We start from the raw sequence: 20,302 nt of genomic DNA, 5'->3' as shown, positions 1-20,302 counted from the left end.
ACCATGTCTGCCACTTCACAAAAATGGCTGCTGCGCGCCGCACCGTGGTTTTTGCCCGTCGGCATCGTGGCTCTCTGGCAGCTCGCGTCGTCCACCGGCTGGTTGTCGAGCCGCATTTTGCCCTCTCCCGAGGGCGTAATCGAAGCGTTCTGGTCGCTGAGCGTCAGCGGCGAGTTGTGGCAGCATCTGGCAATCAGCTCCTGGCGCGCGGTGATTGGGTTTTCCATCGGCGGCAGCATTGGTCTGGTGCTGGGGTTGATCAGCGGCCTTTCCCGCTGGGGCGAGCGGCTGCTGGATACCTCCATTCAGATGCTGCGCAACGTGCCGCATCTGGCGCTGATCCCGCTGGTGATTTTATGGTTTGGGATTGATGAAAGCGCCAAGATCTTCCTCGTGGCGCTGGGCACGCTGTTCCCGATTTACATCAACACCTGGCACGGCATCCGCAATATCGATCGCGGTCTGGTGGAGATGGCACGAAGCTACGGCTTGTCGGGTTTTTCTCTCTTTACTCACGTGATCCTGCCGGGCGCCCTGCCCTCCATCATGGTCGGGGTGCGCTTTGCGCTCGGCCTGATGTGGCTGACCCTGATTGTGGCGGAAACTATATCGGCCAACTCCGGCATCGGGTATCTGGCGATGAACGCCCGCGAATTCCTGCAAACGGACGTGGTGGTGGTTGCCATTATTCTTTATGCCCTGCTCGGCAAACTCGCTGACGTTAGCGCCCAGTGGCTGGAGCGCAGTTGGCTGCGCTGGAACCCGGCCTACACCCTTCAGGAGGCGAAAGCATGAATACTGCACGACTAAATCAGGGCACGCCGCTGCTGCTGAACGGCGTAACCAAACGCTACGGCGAAAACACCATTCTCAACGGGCTGGATCTGCATATTCCCGCCGGGCAATTTGTGGCCGTTGTCGGGCGAAGCGGCGGTGGGAAGAGTACGCTGCTACGTCTTCTGGCCGGACTGGAAGCCCCCAATGGCGGCGACATTCTGGCGGGAACAACGCCGCTGGCCAATATTCAGGATGATACCCGCATGATGTTTCAGGACGCGCGCCTGCTGCCGTGGAAAACGGTGATTGATAACGTCGGGCTGGGGCTCAAAGGAAACTGGCGGGAGGAAGCCCGTCGGGCGTTGGCCGCCGTCGGGCTGGAAAACCGCGCAGGTGAATGGCCTGCGGCCCTCTCGGGAGGACAAAAGCAGCGCGTGGCGCTGGCGCGGGCATTGATTCACCGTCCCGGCCTGCTGCTGCTTGACGAGCCGCTCGGTGCGCTGGACGCCCTGACGCGGATCGAAATGCAGGATTTGATTGAATCGCTCTGGCAGGCGCACGGATTTACGGTGCTGCTGGTGACGCATGACGTGAGCGAAGCCGTGGCGATGGCTGACCGGGTGCTGTTAATAGAGGATGGGAAAATAGGTCTTGATCTAACAGTGGATCTTCCGCGGCCTCGTCGCGTGGGCTCAGCAAGACTGGCTGAGCTGGAAGCGGAGGTGTTGGATCGGGTGATGAAGCGCGGGGGTACGGAGTTAGAACGAGCTAAGGCTAATGCCTGATGCCCTCACCCCGGCCCTCTCCCACGGGGAGAGGGAGAAAACCATATGTAGGCCCGGTAAGCGTAGCGCCACCGGGCACTTTTTCGTATTACGCTAAGGCCTTAGCAATCTTCTCGTACAAATCGCCAGACAGGTTCTCCAGCCCTTTCAGCTGCTCAAGCGCGGCACGCATCTTCGCCTGACGCTTCGCGTCGTAGCGTTTCAGACGGATCAGCGGCTCAATCAGGCGGGACGCCACCTGCGGGTTACGGCTGTTCAGCTCGGTCAGCATTTCTACCATAAACTGATAGCCGCTGCCGTCTTCGGCGTGGAACGCGGCCGGGTTGCTGCTGGCAAATGCGCCAATCAGCGAGCGCACGCGGTTCGGGTTGCTCATGGTGAACGAACGGTGCTTCAGCAGGCTGCGGACCTTGCTGAGGGCATCCGCCGCCGGGCTGGTCGCCTGCAGGATGAACCACTTGTCCATCACCAGGCCATCCTGGTGCCACCTGTCGTCGTACTCCTGCATCAGCGCATCGCGGCACGGCAATTCGGCGGCAACGCTTGCCGACAGCGCGGCCAGCGCATCCGTCATGTTATCCGCTTCGTGATACTGCTTGCTCACCAACGTGTTCGCCAGCTCTGCCTCGCCAAACGCAAGATAGTGCAGGCAGGTATTGCGCAGAGAACGTTTACCGATGTCCGCATGTTCCACGCGATACGCGTCAAGCTTGTTGGCGTTGTAGAGTGCCAGGAACTCATCCGCCAGTTCGGTCGCCAGCGTGCGGGTCAGCGCTTCACGCACGGCCACGATGGCAATCGGGTCAATGATGTCAAACAGCTCCGCAATTTCCGTCGCAGACGGCAGGGTCAGAATTTCAGCCGCCAGCGCCGGATCAATCTTCTCATCCAGCAGGATGGCGCGGAAAGCGTCTGCCACATGCACCGGCAGCGTCAGCGGCTGGCCCTGCTGGTAGCGGTTCACGTTGAGCTTGATGTAGGTTGCCAGCAGGCTTTGCGCGGCGTCCCAGCGGGAGAAATCGTTGCGCGCGTGACGCATCAGGAACGTCAGCTGCTGGTCGCTCCACTTGTACTCCAGCTTCACCGGCGCGGAGAATTCGCACAGCAGCGCAGGCACCGGCTGGAAGTAGACGTTGTCGAAGATAAAGGTCTGCTCTGCCTGAGTCACGTTCAGCACGTGGTGCACCGGGTGGCCGCCCTTCTGCAGCGGGATGACGTTGCCTTCATTGTCGTACAGCTCAATGCTGAACGGAATGTGCAGCGGATATTTCTCTTCCTGCTCGGCGGTTGGCGGCGTGCGCTGGCTGATGGTCAGAGTGTACTGCTCGGTTTCCGGATTGTAGTCGTCCTTAACGGTGACAATTGGGGTCCCGGCCTGGCTGTACCAGCGGCGGAAGTGCGAGAGATCAACATTGGACGCATCTTCCATCGCCTGCACAAAGTCATCGCAGGTGGCCGCGCTGCCGTCGTGGCGCTCGAAATAGAGCTGCATCCCTTTCTGGAAGTTCTCCTCACCCAGCAGGGTGTGGATCATGCGGATAATTTCAGCGCCCTTCTCGTACACCGTCAGGGTGTAGAAGTTGTTCATCTCGATGACTTTGTCCGGACGGATTGGGTGCGCCATTGGGCTGGCATCTTCCGCAAACTGCAGGCCGCGCATGGTACGCACGTTGTTGATGCGGTTGACCGCCCGCGAGCCGAGATCGGAGCTGAACTCCTGGTCACGGAAGACGGTCAGGCCCTCTTTCAGGCTCAGCTGGAACCAGTCGCGGCAGGTGACGCGGTTACCGGTCCAGTTGTGGAAATATTCGTGGCCGATCACGCGCTCGATATCGAGGTAGTCTTTATCGGTGGCGGTATCCGTACGTGCCAGCACGTACTTGGAGTTAAAGACGTTAAGGCCTTTGTTCTCCATTGCGCCCATGTTGAAGAAGTCGACGGCGACGATCATATAGATGTCGAGGTCATATTCGAGACCAAAGCGCTCTTCGTCCCACTTCATGGAGTTGATGAGCGAGGTCATCGCCCACGGCGCGCGGTCGAGGTTGCCGCGGTCAACGAACAGTTCCAGCGCCACTTCACGGCCAGAGCGGGTTTTAAAGGTATCACGCAGCACGTCGAAATCACCGGCCACCAGCGCAAACAGGTAGCATGGTTTCGGGAATGGATCCTGCCACTGCACCCAGTGACGGCCATTTTCCAGCTCACCCTCACCGACGCGGTTGCCGTTGGAGAGCAGGAACGGGTAGAGCGTTTTATCGGCAATGATTTTCGTCGTAAAACGCGCCAGCACATCCGGGCGGTCCAGATACCAGGTAATGTGGCGGAAACCTTCTGCTTCACACTGGGTACACAGGGCCACGCCTGACTGGTAAAGCCCTTCCAGCGCCGTGTTGGCGGCAGGGCTGATTTCATTCACGATGCGCAGCGTAAAGCGTTCCGGCAGGTTGTCGATGACCAGCTGGTTGCCTTCTTCTTTATAGTCTGACCAGGGTTCATCATTAATATGCAGGGAGACCAGCGTCAGATCTTCGCCATCCAGACGCAGCGGTACGGCTGTCGCGCTGTGGCGCGTCACCTGGCTTATCGCTGTCACAACGGTTTTTGCGGCATCCAGGTCAAAAGTCAGATCGATATCGCTAATCAGGTATTCCGGCGCGCGGTAGTCGTGGCGGTATTTGGCTTGTGGCTGTTGTGTCATAGAAAACCTTATGCATCGTTTGTCGAGTAACGTTTCAATATATTCCTGTTGCGCAAAACGCGCTATGCAGAATGTTCATCTTTTCAGGCAGAAACACCTTTTTCGCTACATTTGTATAACACGGGGCACGAAATGCGCTCGACCATAAAGTGTGCTTATGTTGTGATCGGGGTTCAATAAATCACTAAACAAGGTATACTCCGGAGTTGTTTATTGTACTAAACGCTCCCGTGAGAGGATGCTACAGCGCACCTATGACTCAATTCGCTTCTCCGGTTCTGCATACGTTGCTGGATACCGACGCGTATAAACTGCATATGCAGCAAGCCGTTTTCCACCATTACTATGACGTTCACGTCGCGGCGGAATTCCGCTGCCGTGGTGACGACTTGCTCGGTATCTACGCAGACTCCATTCGTGAACAGGTCGATGCGATGCAGCATCTGACGCTGCAGGACGATGAATACCAGTGGCTTTCTGGCCTGCCTTTCTTCAAAGCGGACTATCTGAACTGGCTGCGCGACTTCCGCTATAAGCCTGAACAGGTCACCGTGACCAACGAAAACGGCAAGCTGGATATTCGTCTTGAAGGTCCGTGGCGGGAAGTGATCATGTGGGAAGTGCCGCTTCTCGCCGTTATCAGCGAGTTGGCTCACCGCTACCGTTCGCCTGAAACCGGCGTCGAACAGGCGGTCGCCTCGCTGGAAAACAAACTTGCAGCATTCTCTACCCTGACCGAAGGGCTGGATATGTCCCGCTTCCGCCTGATGGATTTCGGCACCCGTCGCCGCTTCTCTCGCGAGGTTCAGCAGGCTATCGTTGAACGTCTGCAGCAGGAGCCGTGGTTCGTGGGCACCAGTAACTACGATCTGGCGCGTCGCCTCAACCTGACGCCAATGGGCACCCAGGCACACGAGTGGTTCCAGGCACATCAGCAAATTAGCCCTGACCTGGCTAACAGCCAGCGTGCGGCGCTGGCCGCCTGGCTTGAAGAGTACCCGAATCAACTCGGGATCGCCCTGACCGACTGCATTACGATGGATGCCTTCCTGCGCGACTTTGGTCCCGAGTTCGCTGAACGTTACCAGGGGTTACGCCACGACTCCGGGGATCCGGTTGAATGGGGCGAAAAGGCGATTGCCCATTATCAAAAACTCGGTATTGACCCGATGAGCAAGGTGCTGGTCTTCTCCGATAATCTCGACCTGGCGAAAGCCGTAGAACTGTATCGTCATTTCAATGCCAGAATTAATCTGGGCTTCGGGATCGGTACCCGGTTGACCTGCGACATTCCTCAGGTAAAACCTCTGAATATCGTTATAAAGCTGGTGGAATGTAACGGCAAGCCGGTGGCAAAGCTTTCCGACAGCCCGGGTAAAACCATCTGCCATGACAAAGCGTTTGTCCGCGCATTGCGCAAAGCGTTCGATCTCCCTCAGATCAAAAAAGCCAGTTAAGCGCTTACGGGAGCCTTCAGGGCTCCCTTCCCTTATTTATTTCTCAATTCTTCTCTTTTGACTGCGAAATTTACTTGTCTGATAGCGGATGGCAGGTAACATAGATATCCCCCCATAAGGGTGGACAAGTGTTTATTTTTTCCGACTATTAACAGAGAGAATATTATGAGCGTTGTGCCTGTAGCCGACGTACTCCAGGGCCGTGTCGCCGTTGACCAGGAGGTCACCGTGCGCGGATGGGTGCGTACTCGCCGAGATTCTAAAGCTGGCATCTCCTTCCTTGCCGTCTATGACGGTTCCTGCTTTGATCCTGTACAGGCCGTCATTAATAATTCTCTGCCCAATTACAATGATGACGTTCTGCGCCTGACGACGGGCTGTTCCGTTATCGTCACCGGTGTGGTTGTGGCATCCCCGGGTCAGGGACAGAGCTTCGAGATCCAGGCCTCTGCGATTGAAGTGACCGGCTGGGTTGAAGATCCAGACACCTACCCGATGGCGGCAAAACGTCACAGCATTGAATACCTGCGTGAAGTGGCGCACCTGCGTCCGCGTACCAACCTGATTGGTGCGGTGGCCCGCGTGCGTCATACGCTGGCCCAGGCGCTGCATCGCTTCTTCGATGAGCAGGGTTATTTCTGGGTGTCTACCCCGCTGATCACCGCATCCGATACGGAAGGTGCAGGCGAAATGTTCCGCGTCTCGACGCTGGACATGGAAAACCTGCCGCGCACGCCGGAAGGTAAAGTGGACTATGACAAAGACTTCTTTGGTAAAGAAGCCTTCCTGACGGTATCCGGCCAGCTCAACGGCGAAACCTACGCCTGTGCGCTGTCTAAGATCTACACCTTCGGCCCAACCTTCCGCGCCGAAAACTCCAACACCAGCCGCCACCTGGCGGAGTTCTGGATGCTGGAGCCGGAAGTGGCGTTTGCCGATCTGAATGACGTTGCAGGTCTCGCAGAAGCGATGCTGAAGTACGTATTCAAAGCGGTTCTGGAAGAGCGTCCTGACGACATGAAATTCTTCGCAGAGCGCGTAGACAGCGATGCGGTGGCGCGTCTGGAGCGTTTCGTCTCCGCCGACTTTGCGCAGGTGGACTATACCGACGCGGTAGCGATCCTTGAAAAATGCGGTGAGAAGTTCGAGAACCCGGTTTACTGGGGCGTCGATCTGGCGTCTGAGCACGAACGCTATCTCGCCGAGAAACATTTCAAAGCGCCGGTTGTCGTTAAAAACTACCCGAAAGACATTAAGGCCTTCTATATGCGTCTTAACGAAGACGGGAAAACCGTGGCAGCGATGGACGTACTGGCGCCGGGCATCGGTGAAATCATCGGTGGTTCTCAGCGTGAAGAACGTCTGGACGTGCTTGACGCGCGCATGGAAGAGATGGGTCTCAACCCTGCGGACTACAGCTGGTATCGCGATCTGCGCCGTTATGGCACCGTTCCGCACGCAGGGTTCGGTCTGGGCTTCGAGCGTCTGATCGCCTACGTAACCGGTGTTCAGAACGTGCGTGACGTGATTCCGTTCCCGCGTACTCCGCGCAACGCCAGCTTCTAAGTAACACAACAGACAATGGCCAGCATTTGCTGGCCATTATTTTATTCTGCCTTGTCAGTTTTTGTCAGCGTAAAGTCAGCGTTTATAAACCACCACCCCGTCACAACCACTACCTGTTACGTTTTGTTTCCGCGAAATATCCAGCCACAAAAAATAAACCTCAGTCTTATTGCGATTATTACAGCCTGAAGTAATAGCACAAATTTCAACCAATTTTTCAGCCATCCAGAAGTCTTTCTATGGTCATAAGAAAAAACGAGTCGTTTAACATTCGTTTATAGGAATTGCCTTTATTCAAATTAAACATAAGGAATTCATATATATAGGAAAGGTGCTGTTGCTTAGTTCGCCAGGCCGCTCTGAAATTTGAGATGGTTCACAAAGTTCCTAAAAATACATATTTAGTTACATATATTTTCTTTCTGTAACTCAATCTTGAGAATTGTAGCACTTTCAGGCTAGCGAAACGCTTCGGTGAATGGAAAGATGCCTGTCAGATACATAAAGACACCTAACTCTCATCAATAGTTCCGGAAATATTTATTGACAGAATTTATTGACGGCAGTGGCGAGTGTCATAAAAAAACCAATGAGGGTAATAAATAATGATGAAGCGCAATATTCTGGCAGTGGTAATCCCTGCCCTGCTGGTAGCCGGTGCAGCTAACGCTGCAGAAATCTATAACAAGAACGGCAACAAACTGGATCTGTACGGAAAAATTAACGCTGAGCGTGATTTCGTTACCAACGGCGATAATACCAACAACGCAGACTCCACCTACGCGCAGATCGGTTTCAAAGGCGAAACTCAGATCAACGACCAACTGACCGGTTATGGCCAGTGGGAATACCGTGCACTGGCCAGCTCAGCTGAAAGTGAGCAGTCTTCAAACAACTCTACCCGTACTCGTCTGGCTTTCGCGGGTCTGAAAATGGCTGACGCTGGCAGCATCGACTATGGCCGTAACTACGGCATCGTATACGATGTTGAGTCTTACACCGACATGGCGCCAACCTGGTCCGGCGAAACCTGGGGCGGTGGTTATGTTGATAACTACATGACCAGCCGTTCTACTGGCCTGCTGACCTACCGTAACAGCGATTTCTTCGGTCTGGTTGATGGTCTGAGCTTCGGTATCCAGTACCAGGCTAAAAACGAGCGTGCTGATCTGCGTCGTGCCAACGGCGACGGTGTTGGTTACTCTGTGGGTTACGACTTCGGCGGTGGCTTTGGTCTGACCGGCGCATACAGTAATGCTAACCGTACTCTCGACCAGAAAGCTGATGGCAAAGGCGACAAAGCTGAAGCATGGGCAATCGGTGGTAAATACGATGCTAACAGCCTGTATCTGGCAGCTGTGTACGCAGAAACTCGCAACATGAGCATCCTGGGTAACAGCACCGGTTCCAATACTCCGGATGCTAATGGTGACGTGTTCAACGTAGCGAACAAAACCCAGAACTTCGAAGTTATCGCTCAGTACCAGTTCGATTTCGGCCTGCGTCCATCCCTGTCCTACGTGCAGAGTAAAGGTAAAAACCTGAACACCGTAGCCGGCGGCGATGCAGATCTGGCTAAATACGTTGAAGTAGGCGCAACTTACTACTTCAATAAAAACTTCAACGTGTCTGCTGACTACCGTATCAACCTGATCGACGAAGATCAGGCCAAGCGCACTGGCGGCGGCTGGGTTGGTACCGACGACCAACTGGGTCTGGCTGCAGTTTACCAGTTCTAATCAGAACACCACTTTGTTATATGCATAATGAACAGGGCTTCGGCCCTGTTTTTTTATGCCTGACAGAAAATAATGGCGACTTTTGAAAAGCCGCACGCTTTTCGTCGCAAACGGTTGGCATTTTGTAAATCTACCGTTAACCTGATAGCGGATTTCACTTCTGTAATCACAATGGAACTTCGTCATGTTTGAGAACATTACCGCCGCTCCTGCCGACCCTATTCTGGGCCTGGCCGATCTGTTTCGTGCCGACGACCGCCCTGGCAAAATCAACCTGGGAATTGGTGTATATAAAGATGAAACCGGCAAAACTCCGGTACTGACCAGCGTTAAGAAAGCTGAGCAGTATCTGCTGGAAAATGAAACCACCAAAAACTACCTCGGTATTGATGGTATCCCTGAATTTGGTCGCTGCACCCAGGAGCTGCTGTTCGGTAAAGGCAGCGCAATTGTGAGTGACAAACGTGCGCGCACGGCGCAGACCCCTGGCGGTACCGGCGCGCTGCGCGTTGCGGCGGATTTCCTTGCGAAAAACACCTCTGTTAAGCGCGTATGGGTGAGCAACCCAAGCTGGCCGAACCACAAGAGCGTCTTTAACTCTGCGGGCCTGGAAGTGCGGGAATATGCTTACTACGACGCGGCGAACCACGCTCTGGACTTTGACGGCCTGCTGGCAAGCCTGAGCGAAGCGCAGGCGGGTGACGTGGTGCTGTTCCACGGCTGCTGCCACAACCCGACCGGTATCGATCCAACGCTTGAGCAGTGGGAACACCTGGCGAAGCTCTCCGTTGAGAAAGGCTGGCTGCCGCTGTTTGACTTTGCTTACCAGGGCTTCGCCCGCGGTCTGGAAGAAGATGCCGAAGGCCTGCGCGCGTTCGCAGCCGTGCATCAGGAGCTGATCGTTGCAAGCTCCTACTCCAAGAACTTTGGTCTGTACAATGAGCGTGTAGGTGCCTGTACGCTGGTTGCGGCTAACGATGAAACCGCCGATCGCGCCTTCAGCCAGATGAAATCCGTTATCCGCGCTAACTACTCTAACCCGCCGGCACACGGTGCGTCTGTTGTTGCGACCATTCTGAGCAACGATGCGCTGCGCGCGATCTGGGAACAAGAGCTGAACGATATGCGTCAGCGTATCCAGCGCATGCGCCTGCTGTTTGTGAACACCCTGGCTGAGAAAGGCGCAGACCGCGACTTCAGCTTCATCATCAAACAGAACGGCATGTTCTCGTTCAGCGGCCTGACCAAAGAGCAGGTTCTTCGTCTGCGCGAAGAGTTCGGCGTATACGCCGTAGCCTCTGGCCGCGTGAACGTTGCAGGCATGACCCCTGACAACATGGCGCCACTGTGCGAAGCGATTGTCGCCGTCCTGTAATAGCGCCCACAAAAAAGCCTGCGTTAAGCAGGCTTTTTTTATGCTGGTTACCAGACAGGCATTTCATCCTGAAGGAACGGGTTATGGAGCCGTTCATAGCCCAGCGTCGACATCGGACCGTGTCCTGCGATAAACGTTACGTCATCACCCAGCGGCAATAACTTCTGTTTGATCGACTGAATCAGCTGCCCGTGATCGCCACGCGGAAAATCGCTGCGTCCTACGCCACCTTTGAAAATCACATCGCCGGATATCAGCAGACGGGACTGGTCGTCAAAGAAGACGATATGGCCTGGCGTATGCCCAGGACAATGCAACACCTGTAAAGTCACATTCCCTACGTTAACGCGCTCTCCTTCGTTTAGCCAACGATCGGGCGTCAAAGGCAGACACTCATCAAGGCCAAACATGCGGCTTTGGGCGGGTAACCCCTGCAGCCAGAACTCATCCTCTTTTTCCGGGCCGATAATCGGCACACCGTAATATTTAGCCAGTTCAGCCGCTGCACCCACATGGTCGAGGTGACCATGCGTCAGTAAAATCTGCATCAGCGTCACGCCGCTGTCGGCAACTTCCTGCTTGATTTTCTCAGCGTCACCGCCGGGATCGACAAGCGCGGCCAGTTTGGTTTGTTCGCACCAGATTAATGAACAGTTCTGGGAGAACGCGGTAACCGGAATAATACGATAGTTCATACTGCTCCTGTGTTTCGTTATTACCAGTGCCGAACCGGCCCGGTATCAATATGCACAAAGTTGCTACGTGGGTAATATCCTACACCACCAGCGCGCATAGATAACGCGGCTTTGCGAATATTGGCTAACGAAACGCCTTCAATATGGAAATCCATTGCCTGTCCCTTCGTGTGGTAGCTTTTTTTCGCTACCCCACGGCTATGGGCGCGCAGTTCATTATTGGTATCAATCGAGCGATAACCAGAAATAAGCTGCACCGGCTTGCTGGTGCCCAGCAGGCCCTGAAGGCGGAAAAGCTGATCAAACAGTCCAGGGTCGATGGCTTTTACTTTATTCGCGCGGAAATCACGGAAAAAATGGTTGAGTCTTGCTAATTCATCCTGAATATAGCCTCTGCCATCGAAAAACTCCGCTTTTAGCGACTCACCGGTGTGAAGATTGCTGAGCGTTAAAACGCGCGGACGAGGTGTCGAGAGGGTGGCAAATGCTGGCGTCGGTAAGATGGCCGCTGCGCCAAGCGCAACACCACCTAACGCCAGCAGCTTGCGGCGATTAGCGTCAAATTTGTCCATGATAATCAGGTCTACAGGTCAAAGAAATCGTAATATGCTTAGCGCACGAAGGGCACCTTAACTGGCAAAACGGGGTACGTCAAGGCGCCCAACCCCAGTGAATACGCGGCTTACAGCGATATTGGCCCCGATTCACCATAACTTACGACAATCATTTTTCCCGAACTGCTTCATTTACCTGATTAATTGTTCCGCTTTTGGCAAAATTTGTGCGCCGGATCGCGCGGTGAGATCATAATTGTAAATATCTGTACGGTACTGAGTGCGCCCGTCTTCGCCCACAAACGCCGTCAGATAGTAAAGATTGACCGGAATGTTGTGGCGAATATTCACGTAGCGCGTATCCCCTTGCTTCAGGGCGTCAGAAATACGCGTATCGTTCCAGCCCGCATCCTGCAACAGCATGTTGGCCAGCTCCGAAGCTTTATTCACGCGCACGCAGCCTGAACTCAGTGCCCGGGTATCTTTCTGGAACAGATTGTGGTTCGGCGTATCGTGCAGATAGATAGCATCTGAACTCGGCATGTTGAATTTATAGCGTCCAAGCGAGTTATGTGCGCCAGGTGCTTGCTGGAAGCGGAACGGCAGGTTAGATGGCGTGATCGTCGACCAGTCGACCATATAAGGATCGATCGCCTCTTTACTGTTCCAGCCACGCATTACCGTATAGCCATGACGTTCCAGATAACCCGGATCGTTCCAGACCTTAGGCAGAATGTCCTTACGCGCCAGCGTCGGCGGTACGTTCCACGGCGGGTTAACCACCACGTTACTTAACGCGCTACTCATCATCGGCGTTTTACGATCAGGACGCCCGACAATCACGCGCGAGGCCAGCTTCTCGCTACCATCCTGATAATAGACCAGGGAATAGGCCGGGATGTTAACCATAATGCCGGTTGACAGCGTGCCCGGCAGCAGGCGCAAACGCTGAATATTGAGCGCCAGCACCCCTGCCCGCTGCGCAGGCGATACGTTAAGCCAGTCACGCGTTGACGGGCCAATGACGCCATCGGCTCCTAGCCCCTGAGCGGCCTGGAACTGTTTAACCGCGGCGACCAGTTCGCGATCATAGGCCGCGGGCTTATTACTCTGGGTAGTGGCCTTGCTCTCTTTCACGGGCGCTGACGGGCTGACCACCGCGCTTTGCGGATCGTCGCCCGGCAAGGCAATCTTCGGCCCGCCATCAAGAATACCGGAGCGTTTCAGGATCTCGCGCAGGGCAGGCACATCGCTGCTCCACTGACCCGGCCGCAGCGTTGCGGTCCCCCGCATTTGCGGCCATGGCCGCGAGTCCCCCACCAGCGCGAGGAGCGACTGGTGCAGGGTGGCATACTGCGGATGCGCCGGCGCGAGGCTGGCAATGAAGCGCGGCAGGTCGCCGTTATCCAGCGCTAATTGCCACTGGTTAATCACCGACAGGGCTGGCGTCGCCAGCTTATAGGGCTTATCGCTGTACAGCCAGCGGTTGCCGTTGACCGGAATACCCGCCACAAACTGCAGATAGCCCATCATGGCATCGGAAAGGACCACATCTCGCGCCTGACCGGTGACGGCAGGATCGGTTAACAGCTCAACCCACTTCGTAAACTGCGGCTGAAAGCCCGCAATCGCCACTTCCGCCAGCTGCTGCTGGAAGGCGCGCACGGCTTCACGGTTTTCCCACATGGGTTTCATATCGCGGGCAGCATAAAGCAGCGTGAGCTGATTGATATAGGCGGGCGTGTAGCCTGACGGCAGCCCCGTCTGGAGCTGCTGGCTGAGCGATTCGACGTCGATGCCTTCCGGCAACGGCTTAATCCCGGCCATGATGGCCGTTGCCGGAGACTGTTCCAGCGGCTGAGACAATGACGTCGGCTGCGCGCCTGTCGCTGCGGAGCTGTCAGTCGGCACAATTTCAGGCTCGTCGGCCTGGGCGGTTAACAGTGGAGCAAACATCACTGCCAGGCATAAACTCAGCGCTGACAGCTGACGACCACATTCTTTCTTTAGCAACATCCCTTGCCCCCTGTTTTCACGACATGCCCATCACGGTGGGGCTTTCTTTTATTATAGGTAGACGACAACTCTGCTGCCTTACCTTATGTAAAGAAGTTTAAAGATAACGCAGCCCTGAGCACAAGTTAAGTGAATAAAAAAAGCGGCGCTTCTGCGCCGCTCTTTGTAACAAAACGCCTCAGGACGCGTCTGCCGTGGTTTCCGGCAGTGACTCCGGCGGCTGCGGCGCAAAGCCACGCAGCCCGACAACGTGCACGTGTTCGCTGTTCTGGAACACTTTACGCACCAGTTTATAGGTGGTGCCTTTTTCAGGGCTGATGTTTTCCGGTGCCGCAATGATGAGCTGCATATCGAGACGTTCGCAAAGCTCGAACAGCGTGGCAATAGAGCGGGCATCGAGACGCGCCGCTTCATCCAGGAACAGCAGTCGGCATGGGGAGATATCTTTCCCGCGCAGACGACGTGCTTCATCTTCCCAGCTCTGCACCACCATCACCAGAATTGACATCCCGGTACCGATGGCTTCACCGGTAGAGAGCGCCCCGGATTCCGCACGCAGCCAGCCGTCTGAACCACGGTTAACCTCAACTTCCATTTCCAGGTAGTTACGGTAGTCCAGAAGCTCTTCACCGATGGTTTGCGGCGTACGCTGGCCCATATCAATCTGCGGATTCAGGCGCTGATACAGCTTCGCCAGCGCTTCGGAGAAGGTCAGACGGTTGCTGTTGAACAGATCCTGATGCTGCTCGTGCTGCTCAGAGAGCACTTCCAGCAGCGTCGCGTGGGCTTCACGGACGTTGACGTTAAGACGCACGCTGTTGACCTGACCAAACGAGACGCTCTGCAGCCCCTGGTTCAGCTGGCGGATACGGTTCTGCTCGCGCTGAATGGTTTTGCGAATGATGTTCGCCACGCTGCGGGAGCTGATCGCCAGCTTCTGCTCGCGGGAGGTCAGCTCTTCCGTCAGACGCCCCAGCTCAATTTCCATCTGTTCGATGGCTTCGACCGGATCGTCGGTACGGATGATGTCCTGACGAATACGCTCGCGCAGGTGCTGATAAACGGCCACGAAGAACTGAATTTTACGTTCTGGACGTTTCGGATCCTCTGACATGCGCAATACATCGCGCAGATGTTCGTTATCCGCCACCGCCAGACGCAGCGCACCCAGCGCCTTATCCGACATCGAACGCAGCTCATCGGCAGAGAGGTATGCCAGCTCGCGACGGTGCAGGCGACGTTCAACGTTGTTGTCTTTCACCATGCGCATCACGGCGCACCAGCCCGCTTTCGCCGTCACGACCTGCTCACGCATTTCGTGATAGTCGCGCTCCAGCTTGCGCAGGCGACGGGTCAGGTTATCCATTTCCGCTTCGCAGAAGGTGAGCGCTTTCTCCAGCTGATTACGACGCGCACGGTTATTGCTGAGCTGGCTATGCAGCTCATCACGACGAATGCGCGCACGCTCTTCCGCCCCGCTGTCGGCACGGACGCCAATGTCCTGCAGCTCTTTCTGCAGGTCGTTTAACAGTTCTTTCTTGGTGTCGAAGGAGCTTTTCAGCGAGGCCAGCACCTGGTTGTACTGATTCAGCTGCGCCGAGTGGCTGCGCATCGCTTCGCGAGCGCGGGTACGTTCTGCTTCCGCCTGCTCAAGGCGTTGACGCAGTTTTTCATTCAGGTCGCTGTTACCGCTCAGCATTTCAGCCGAATCGGAGTAGCCGAAGTGGGCCCGACGCTGCACCACTTCCGTCAGAGCAAACGCCTGCTGGCGCGCCTCGCGCTGCACCTGCTGCGACCAGGCATAATCTTCTTTTAACTGCTCGAACTGTTCCGGGTCGCTTTGCAGTACAGACACCACGGGCTCCAGCTTCGCCAGCTGGTTGCCGTGCTGCTGCACGAAACGCGCTGCTTCCTGGGCTTCATCCAGACGCTCCTGGATCTCATCCACGCGGTCGGCCAGCGTATCATCCGCCAGCAGGTTGAGGCGCGGCAGGATGCGGTTAAGGGCAGCGACGCCCTCTTTCGCCTGTTCAAACTGGACGCGGCTCTGCTGGTTGTCACTTTCATGACTGGTAATCGCGCGCTCCAGCTCGCCACGGCGGGTATTGAGCTTGCGGATTTCCGCTTCCGGGTCGGCTTCAAACGCCACGGCGAGATGGCTTCCGATAAAGCGGCTGAACGCCTGGTGCAGACGCTGGGTTTTCTGCACGTCAAACGACAGGGTCGCAAAACGTTCAGACAGCGTTTCACGCTCGGCGTGCAGGCTCTCGATGCGGCTTTCACGCGCGGCGCGGCCAAACAGCGGCAGCTCGGGGAAGCGGGAGTAGCGCCACTGGCGATCGGCGATTTTCACCACCACCGCTTTTTCCAGCTCGTCAACGCTGAAGACGCTGTCATCGAACGACTGCGGATCCCCTTCGATCAGATAGAGATCTTCCGGGCAATCCTCAAGCCCTGCCAGCTGCTCAGAAATCAGCGACAGATCCGGCACCACAATTGCGTTGCGGGATGGACCGTACAGCGCGGAGAAATACGGCGCATCGTCCAGGCCAACGTCATCGTAAATCTCAGACAGCAGTACGCCGCCAAAACGCTCGGCCAGGGTATTCAGACGCGGATCTTCTGACCCGCCCGGCTGGCTTAAGCGCTCGATTTCTTCATCCACGTCACGCTTGCGCGCGCCCACTTCGTCACGCTCAACGATGGCTTCGCGCTCGCGCTCCAGCAGCTGCTGCAGGTATTCGGTCACCTGCTGGCTGGATTCAAACTCCTCGCCACACTGTTCGCTGAGCTGGTTCAGGCTGCTTTGCGCTGCCAGCCAGACCGGCGCACGCTCAAGAAGCGTCTTCGAACGAGACTGAAGATGCTCCAGCTCCTGACGCAGCGTCATACGCTGTTCGCTGGCGTTTGATACGGTATCAGACAGGGCCGCAATACGTGCTTCCAGCTCCTGATGCAGTGCCTCAAGCTCGTCGAAATCGTATTGTTTGCCCTGGCGCTTGCAGAACTCAGCGAGCAAACGCTCGGCTTCCTGCTGCTCGCGCAGGCGCTGTTCCAGTTCGTTCAGGCGCATACGCAGCGGCTGCACCTGCTCGGCCAGATGGCGCTGGTTCACGCCGTCGCGCAGCAGTTCACGGGCTACGTCCCAGGCTTCATTACGCGCCAGCGGGCCGTTAATCGCGACCACCAGCTGATAAGCCTGCTCAAACTGGCTGTGCGCCGTTTGCGCGACGCTCATTTTCTGTTCAAGTGAGAGCAGTTTCTCGGTAGCTTCCTGCTCTTTGGCCTGGAAGGTATCCAGCCACTCGTCGGCGCTGTCCGGCGTCAGGTCTGGCAGATGGCATAGCTCTTTCGCACGCTGTAGCGCCTGCAGCGCCTGGTTGTACTGAATCGCACGCGTCTGCTGCACGTCCAGCGCCTGCTGGTAATCAGCAAGCTGGCTTTTCAGCTCGTCCACTTCCAGCTCGGCAGCTTCGGCGCGGGCTTCGTTCTCTTCCTGCATCTCGGCGGCTTCGGCCACCACTTCATTTTGCTCTTCGAGACGAATCTGCAGCTCATCGAGATCCGCTTCATAGCGCTCGATTTTCTCCTGCTGGCGCAGCGCAGTCTGCACCAGGTTCAGGTGATCGCTGGCAGCCTGGTAATCAGCTTCCAGATCGCCTTCAGCACCGTTGTGCTCGCCCAGCTCGCGCGCCATCTCGACGTGCTTGTACTGCTCGGCCACCAGCTGTTTACGGGAGGTAAACAGTTCGCGGCGGTATTCTAACGCCTGGTCGAGATGGACGCGGCGCTCGTTGGCGTGACGCATATAGTCCGCCGCCACGTAGTTGGTGGCTTCGCTGATCAGGTGTTTAAACAGGTCGCGGTCAGACTGGGTAACGCGAATCGCTTCCAGCGTCATGCGGTTTTCACGCAGCGCCGCTTCCATATCCTGGAAGGCCTTACGCACGCCGCTGTTTTCCGGCAGCAGGTAGTCGCGCAGGGAGCGGGTAATGGCGCTGGAGATACCGCCGTACAGGGAGGCTTCGATCAGACGGTAGTATTTGCTACGGTCTGATGCGGTGCGCAGACGGCGCGCCACCACGCCCAGATCGAACATCAGGGAGTGGTAATCGGTAATCGAGTTGAACTGCTTGAACTGCACGCCTTCAATAGCTTCGAGCTTGTCCTTCAGCTCCTGCAGCGTCAACACGCGCGCCTGGCGTTCGTTCAGGGTTTCCGTGAGCAGCGCGGTCGGCTGCACGGAGGTTGGCAGCCCCTGGATGGCAAACGGTTTGATATCCACTTTACGGTCGCGACCGGCGACCTGCTGCAGGCGCACGCCCACCACCACGCGCTGGTGACGCGAGTTAATGACGTCCAGCACGGAATAACAAACGCCCGCTTTCAGCTTACCGTGCAGACCTTTATCACGGGAGCCGCTTGTCGCGCCCGCTTCGGTGGTGTTACGGAAGTGAAGCAGCGTCAGATCGGGGATCAGCGCCGTAACAAACGCCGCCATGGTGGTGGATTTCCCCGCCCCGTTACCGCCGGAGAGCGTCGTGACCAGCTCATCCAGATCGAACGTTCGGGCAAAGAAGCCGTTCCAGTTAATCAGCGTCAGTGAGCGAAATTTACCGCGTTCAATCATTACTCTTCCTCCCCGCTATCCGGCAGATTCTCTTCATGCTCGTCGTTGAGCTGCAAATGGTTTTCCACCGGCATCGCTTCACCGTCGCGGATCATGCGAAGCTGCGCTTCACGCGCGTCATCGCCCGCACGCACGTCGGCGCCGAAGCGGAAGACCGATTCCGTAATGCGGAATTTGCTGCTGTCGTGGCCCATAAACCAGACCATCCCCAGACGGCGCAGACGGTTCAGGGAAGAGCGAACCTTTTCCTGTAATTTCTGACGATCGAGATCCGACCCCGTGGAGCGGTTGTTCACCAGCTTGAGCAGCTTGCTTTCATCCGCCAGCGTCAGCAGCTCGTCGTAAAGTTCCTGCTGGGTGAAGATCCCTTCATTCGCCAGACGTTCCGGGCTGAGATAGAGATAGCAAAGAATTTTGCCGACCATCATGTCCAGCTCGGAGAGAACAGAGCGCGGGATCAGGGTCGTGGAGCGCGGGCGCAGGTAGAAAAAGCCTTCCGGCGCGCGGATAAGCTCCACGTTATAGCGGGCGTAAAACTCTTCCAGGTACTCCTGGAAGTCCATCAAAAAGGCGTGATTATCCAGCTCGTCCAGGCCAATGTGACGACCGGCACGTAGCTGGCTGTCCAGCGCCGGAAATAACGGATTCGCCAGCGCCTGTGCCAGCTTAACTGGCATCACTTGTTCAATATTTGTCAATGACATGCGCCTGTACCTTGGCTCCGTAATCGTTAATTGGCTGCCACTTCGGCGGCAGTCCGGTGAAATCTGCTTGCGCGATACCCAGGCGCACCGCCTGGTCTACCACAATGCGGGCAACGTCGAAATGGCGCGCGCGAGGATATTGCGCCAGATAGTCGCGCACCACGAGTCCAAGATCCAGCGGCGCTTGTCTGGTTTTGTAGACAGCGAGCTGTTCTTCGATCATGGCCGCAAGCTGCTCGCGAATTTCGTTGAATTCTTCGTACTCCAGATCCGGCGGCAGTTCACCGGTCACCTCTTCATCGCGCAATGCCATCTCTTCGTCGCGCATATCCAGCAAACGATCGGCATTGGCATAGGTCAGCGCCCACGGCGCATCAAAGTAGGTCTGTACCGACTGACGCAGACGCTGGGCAAAGACACGATTTTTATCCATATCAATCGCGGTACGGATAAATTTATGCACGTGGCGGTCATAGCCGATCCACAGATCGATCGACTGCTGGCCCCAGCTGATAATGCGGTCGAGTTTACTCTGCAGATCGAACACCAGACGGTCAATAAAATGCAGATCGTCGTGCGCCAGGGTCGCGTCCTGGATGCGCAGCAGGTTGGCCTGCAGCTTGTCCCCTGCGGCCTCCAGCGTATCCTGCAGTTCACGCAGCGTACCAGAGGTTTCTGACAGCAAAAGTTCACAGCTGGAGATGGCCGCTCGCCAGTCTTTATTCAGCAACTGCGCGATATCGTCTTTCACCTGCTGCTGCTGTTCGTCCATCAGGCGCTGGGTGAGATCGATACTGTCGAAAATCTCGGCCACCGAGTATTTCAGCGGCGCGTAAACGTTGCGATGCCAGTGGAATTCGTCACCGTTTTCATCCGCCGCATCGGCGGCGCGCTTAAGCTCACCGGCCACGATCGAGAGCTGCATGGAAAGACGCAGCGTGGAAAATTCGCGCTGGCGAATATAGTAATCGGTGATGCCGATGCCCAGCGGCGTCAGGCGATAGATGGCGTTTCCTTCCGCCTGCTCGCTGGTAAAGCGGTTCAGCAGACGTTGACGCACCATATCGTTGATCGCGTTGTTGGCACGCACGCTAATGGTTTCGCTGGTTTGCTCAAACGCATCACTGACGTGGCGGAACGCATCCACCAGTTCACCCTCGCTCATTTCACCGTCCAGCCGCTCGCCGTTCAGCGTGGCAACCGCCAGCAGGAAAGAGAGTCTGTCTACCGGCAGCGAGATGGAGAAATCGTTTTTCCTGGCCCAGGCAACCAGTTCGGGGACTGTCTGGGAAAATTCACTCAT

Annotated in this window: 14 protein-coding genes; 6 read left to right on the top strand and 8 right to left on the bottom strand. The window is 56.3% G+C overall.

The window, feature by feature from the left end; translation table 11 throughout:
• Positions 1 to 3: 3 nt before the first annotated feature.
• Positions 4 to 795, top strand: coding sequence for an aliphatic sulfonate ABC transporter permease SsuC (ssuC, locus tag ACR42C_RS08065; protein WP_116340922.1), 792 nt, complete (start codon positions 4 to 6; stop codon positions 793 to 795).
• The gene (gene ssuB, locus ACR42C_RS08060; protein ID WP_116340924.1) at positions 792 to 1,562 is read left to right on the top strand and encodes an aliphatic sulfonates ABC transporter ATP-binding protein; all 771 of its coding nucleotides are present in this window, start codon (positions 792 to 794) and stop codon (positions 1,560 to 1,562) included. The genes ssuC and ssuB overlap by 4 nt, the downstream gene beginning before the upstream one ends.
• An 88-nt stretch (positions 1,563 to 1,650) precedes the next feature.
• Here ssuB and pepN read toward each other — a convergent pair whose 3' ends face one another.
• Positions 1,651 to 4,263 (bottom strand): aminopeptidase N, encoded by a 2,613-nt coding sequence (gene pepN, locus ACR42C_RS08055; protein ID WP_479984990.1) that lies wholly within the window; start codon positions 4,261 to 4,263, stop codon positions 1,651 to 1,653.
• A 254-nt stretch (positions 4,264 to 4,517) separates the two neighbouring features.
• Between pepN and pncB the strand changes: the two genes are divergently transcribed.
• Positions 4,518 to 5,720, top strand: a complete 1,203-nt coding sequence (gene pncB, locus ACR42C_RS08050) for a nicotinate phosphoribosyltransferase (protein ID WP_163328611.1) — start codon at positions 4,518 to 4,520, stop codon at positions 5,718 to 5,720.
• Between the two features lie 165 nt (positions 5,721 to 5,885).
• On the top strand, positions 5,886 to 7,286 hold the full coding sequence (gene asnS, locus ACR42C_RS08045; protein WP_048960458.1) for an asparagine--tRNA ligase: 1,401 nt from the start codon (positions 5,886 to 5,888) through the stop codon (positions 7,284 to 7,286).
• Between the two features lie 75 nt (positions 7,287 to 7,361).
• On the opposite strand, the gene ACR42C_RS08040 is transcribed toward asnS, so the two are convergent.
• Positions 7,362 to 7,511 carry a hypothetical protein gene (locus tag ACR42C_RS08040; RefSeq protein ID WP_163328609.1) on the bottom strand — a complete coding sequence of 50 codons (150 nt, stop codon included), beginning with the start codon at positions 7,509 to 7,511 and terminating at the stop codon, positions 7,362 to 7,364.
• A 380-nt stretch (positions 7,512 to 7,891) separates the two neighbouring features.
• On the opposite strand from ACR42C_RS08040, the gene ACR42C_RS08035 reads away from it, so the two are divergent.
• Together ACR42C_RS08035 and ACR42C_RS08030 are read left to right on the top strand one after the other, a co-directional pair.
• Positions 7,892 to 9,025: a porin gene (locus ACR42C_RS08035; RefSeq protein WP_302218973.1), complete on the top strand. Its 1,134-nt coding sequence runs from the start codon at positions 7,892 to 7,894 to the stop codon at positions 9,023 to 9,025.
• Between the two features lie 184 nt (positions 9,026 to 9,209).
• A complete protein-coding gene (locus tag ACR42C_RS08030) occupies positions 9,210 to 10,400 on the top strand; it encodes an amino acid aminotransferase (protein ID WP_061098686.1) in 1,191 nt (396 codons plus the stop codon).
• 47 nt (positions 10,401 to 10,447) lie between these two features.
• On the opposite strand, the gene ACR42C_RS08025 is transcribed toward ACR42C_RS08030, so the two are convergent.
• The 6 genes from ACR42C_RS08025 to mukF form a co-directional block, all read right to left on the bottom strand.
• Positions 10,448 to 11,095 (bottom strand): MBL fold metallo-hydrolase, encoded by a 648-nt coding sequence (locus ACR42C_RS08025; RefSeq protein ID WP_116340934.1) that lies wholly within the window; start codon positions 11,093 to 11,095, stop codon positions 10,448 to 10,450.
• A gap of 20 nt (positions 11,096 to 11,115) precedes the next feature.
• Positions 11,116 to 11,667, bottom strand: coding sequence for a peptidoglycan L,D-endopeptidase MepK (gene mepK, locus ACR42C_RS08020; protein WP_028012580.1), 552 nt, complete (start codon positions 11,665 to 11,667; stop codon positions 11,116 to 11,118).
• Positions 11,668 to 11,841: 174 nt separating this feature from the next.
• A complete protein-coding gene (gene ldtD / locus ACR42C_RS08015; protein WP_479984989.1) occupies positions 11,842 to 13,665 on the bottom strand; it encodes a L,D-transpeptidase in 1,824 nt (607 codons plus the stop codon).
• Positions 13,666 to 13,843: 178 nt separating this feature from the next.
• Positions 13,844 to 18,295 carry a chromosome partition protein MukB gene (gene mukB / locus ACR42C_RS08010; protein ID WP_479984988.1) on the bottom strand — a complete coding sequence of 1,484 codons (4,452 nt, stop codon included), beginning with the start codon at positions 18,293 to 18,295 and terminating at the stop codon, positions 13,844 to 13,846.
• Entirely contained in the window at positions 18,295 to 18,999 is a 705-nt protein-coding gene (gene mukE / locus ACR42C_RS08005; protein ID WP_008499954.1) for a chromosome partition protein MukE, read from the bottom strand. The genes mukB and mukE overlap by 1 nt, the downstream gene beginning before the upstream one ends.
• Positions 18,980 to 20,302, bottom strand: a complete 1,323-nt coding sequence (gene mukF, locus ACR42C_RS08000; protein WP_041910621.1) for a chromosome partition protein MukF — start codon at positions 20,300 to 20,302, stop codon at positions 18,980 to 18,982. Before mukF ends, mukE begins: the two co-directional genes overlap by 20 nt.

The sequence above is a fragment of the Enterobacter sp. MG-EB028 genome (genome assembly GCF_056673305.1).
The sequence above is the reverse complement of the archived record's forward strand: the minus strand, read 5'-3'. Positions and strand labels throughout refer to the sequence as shown.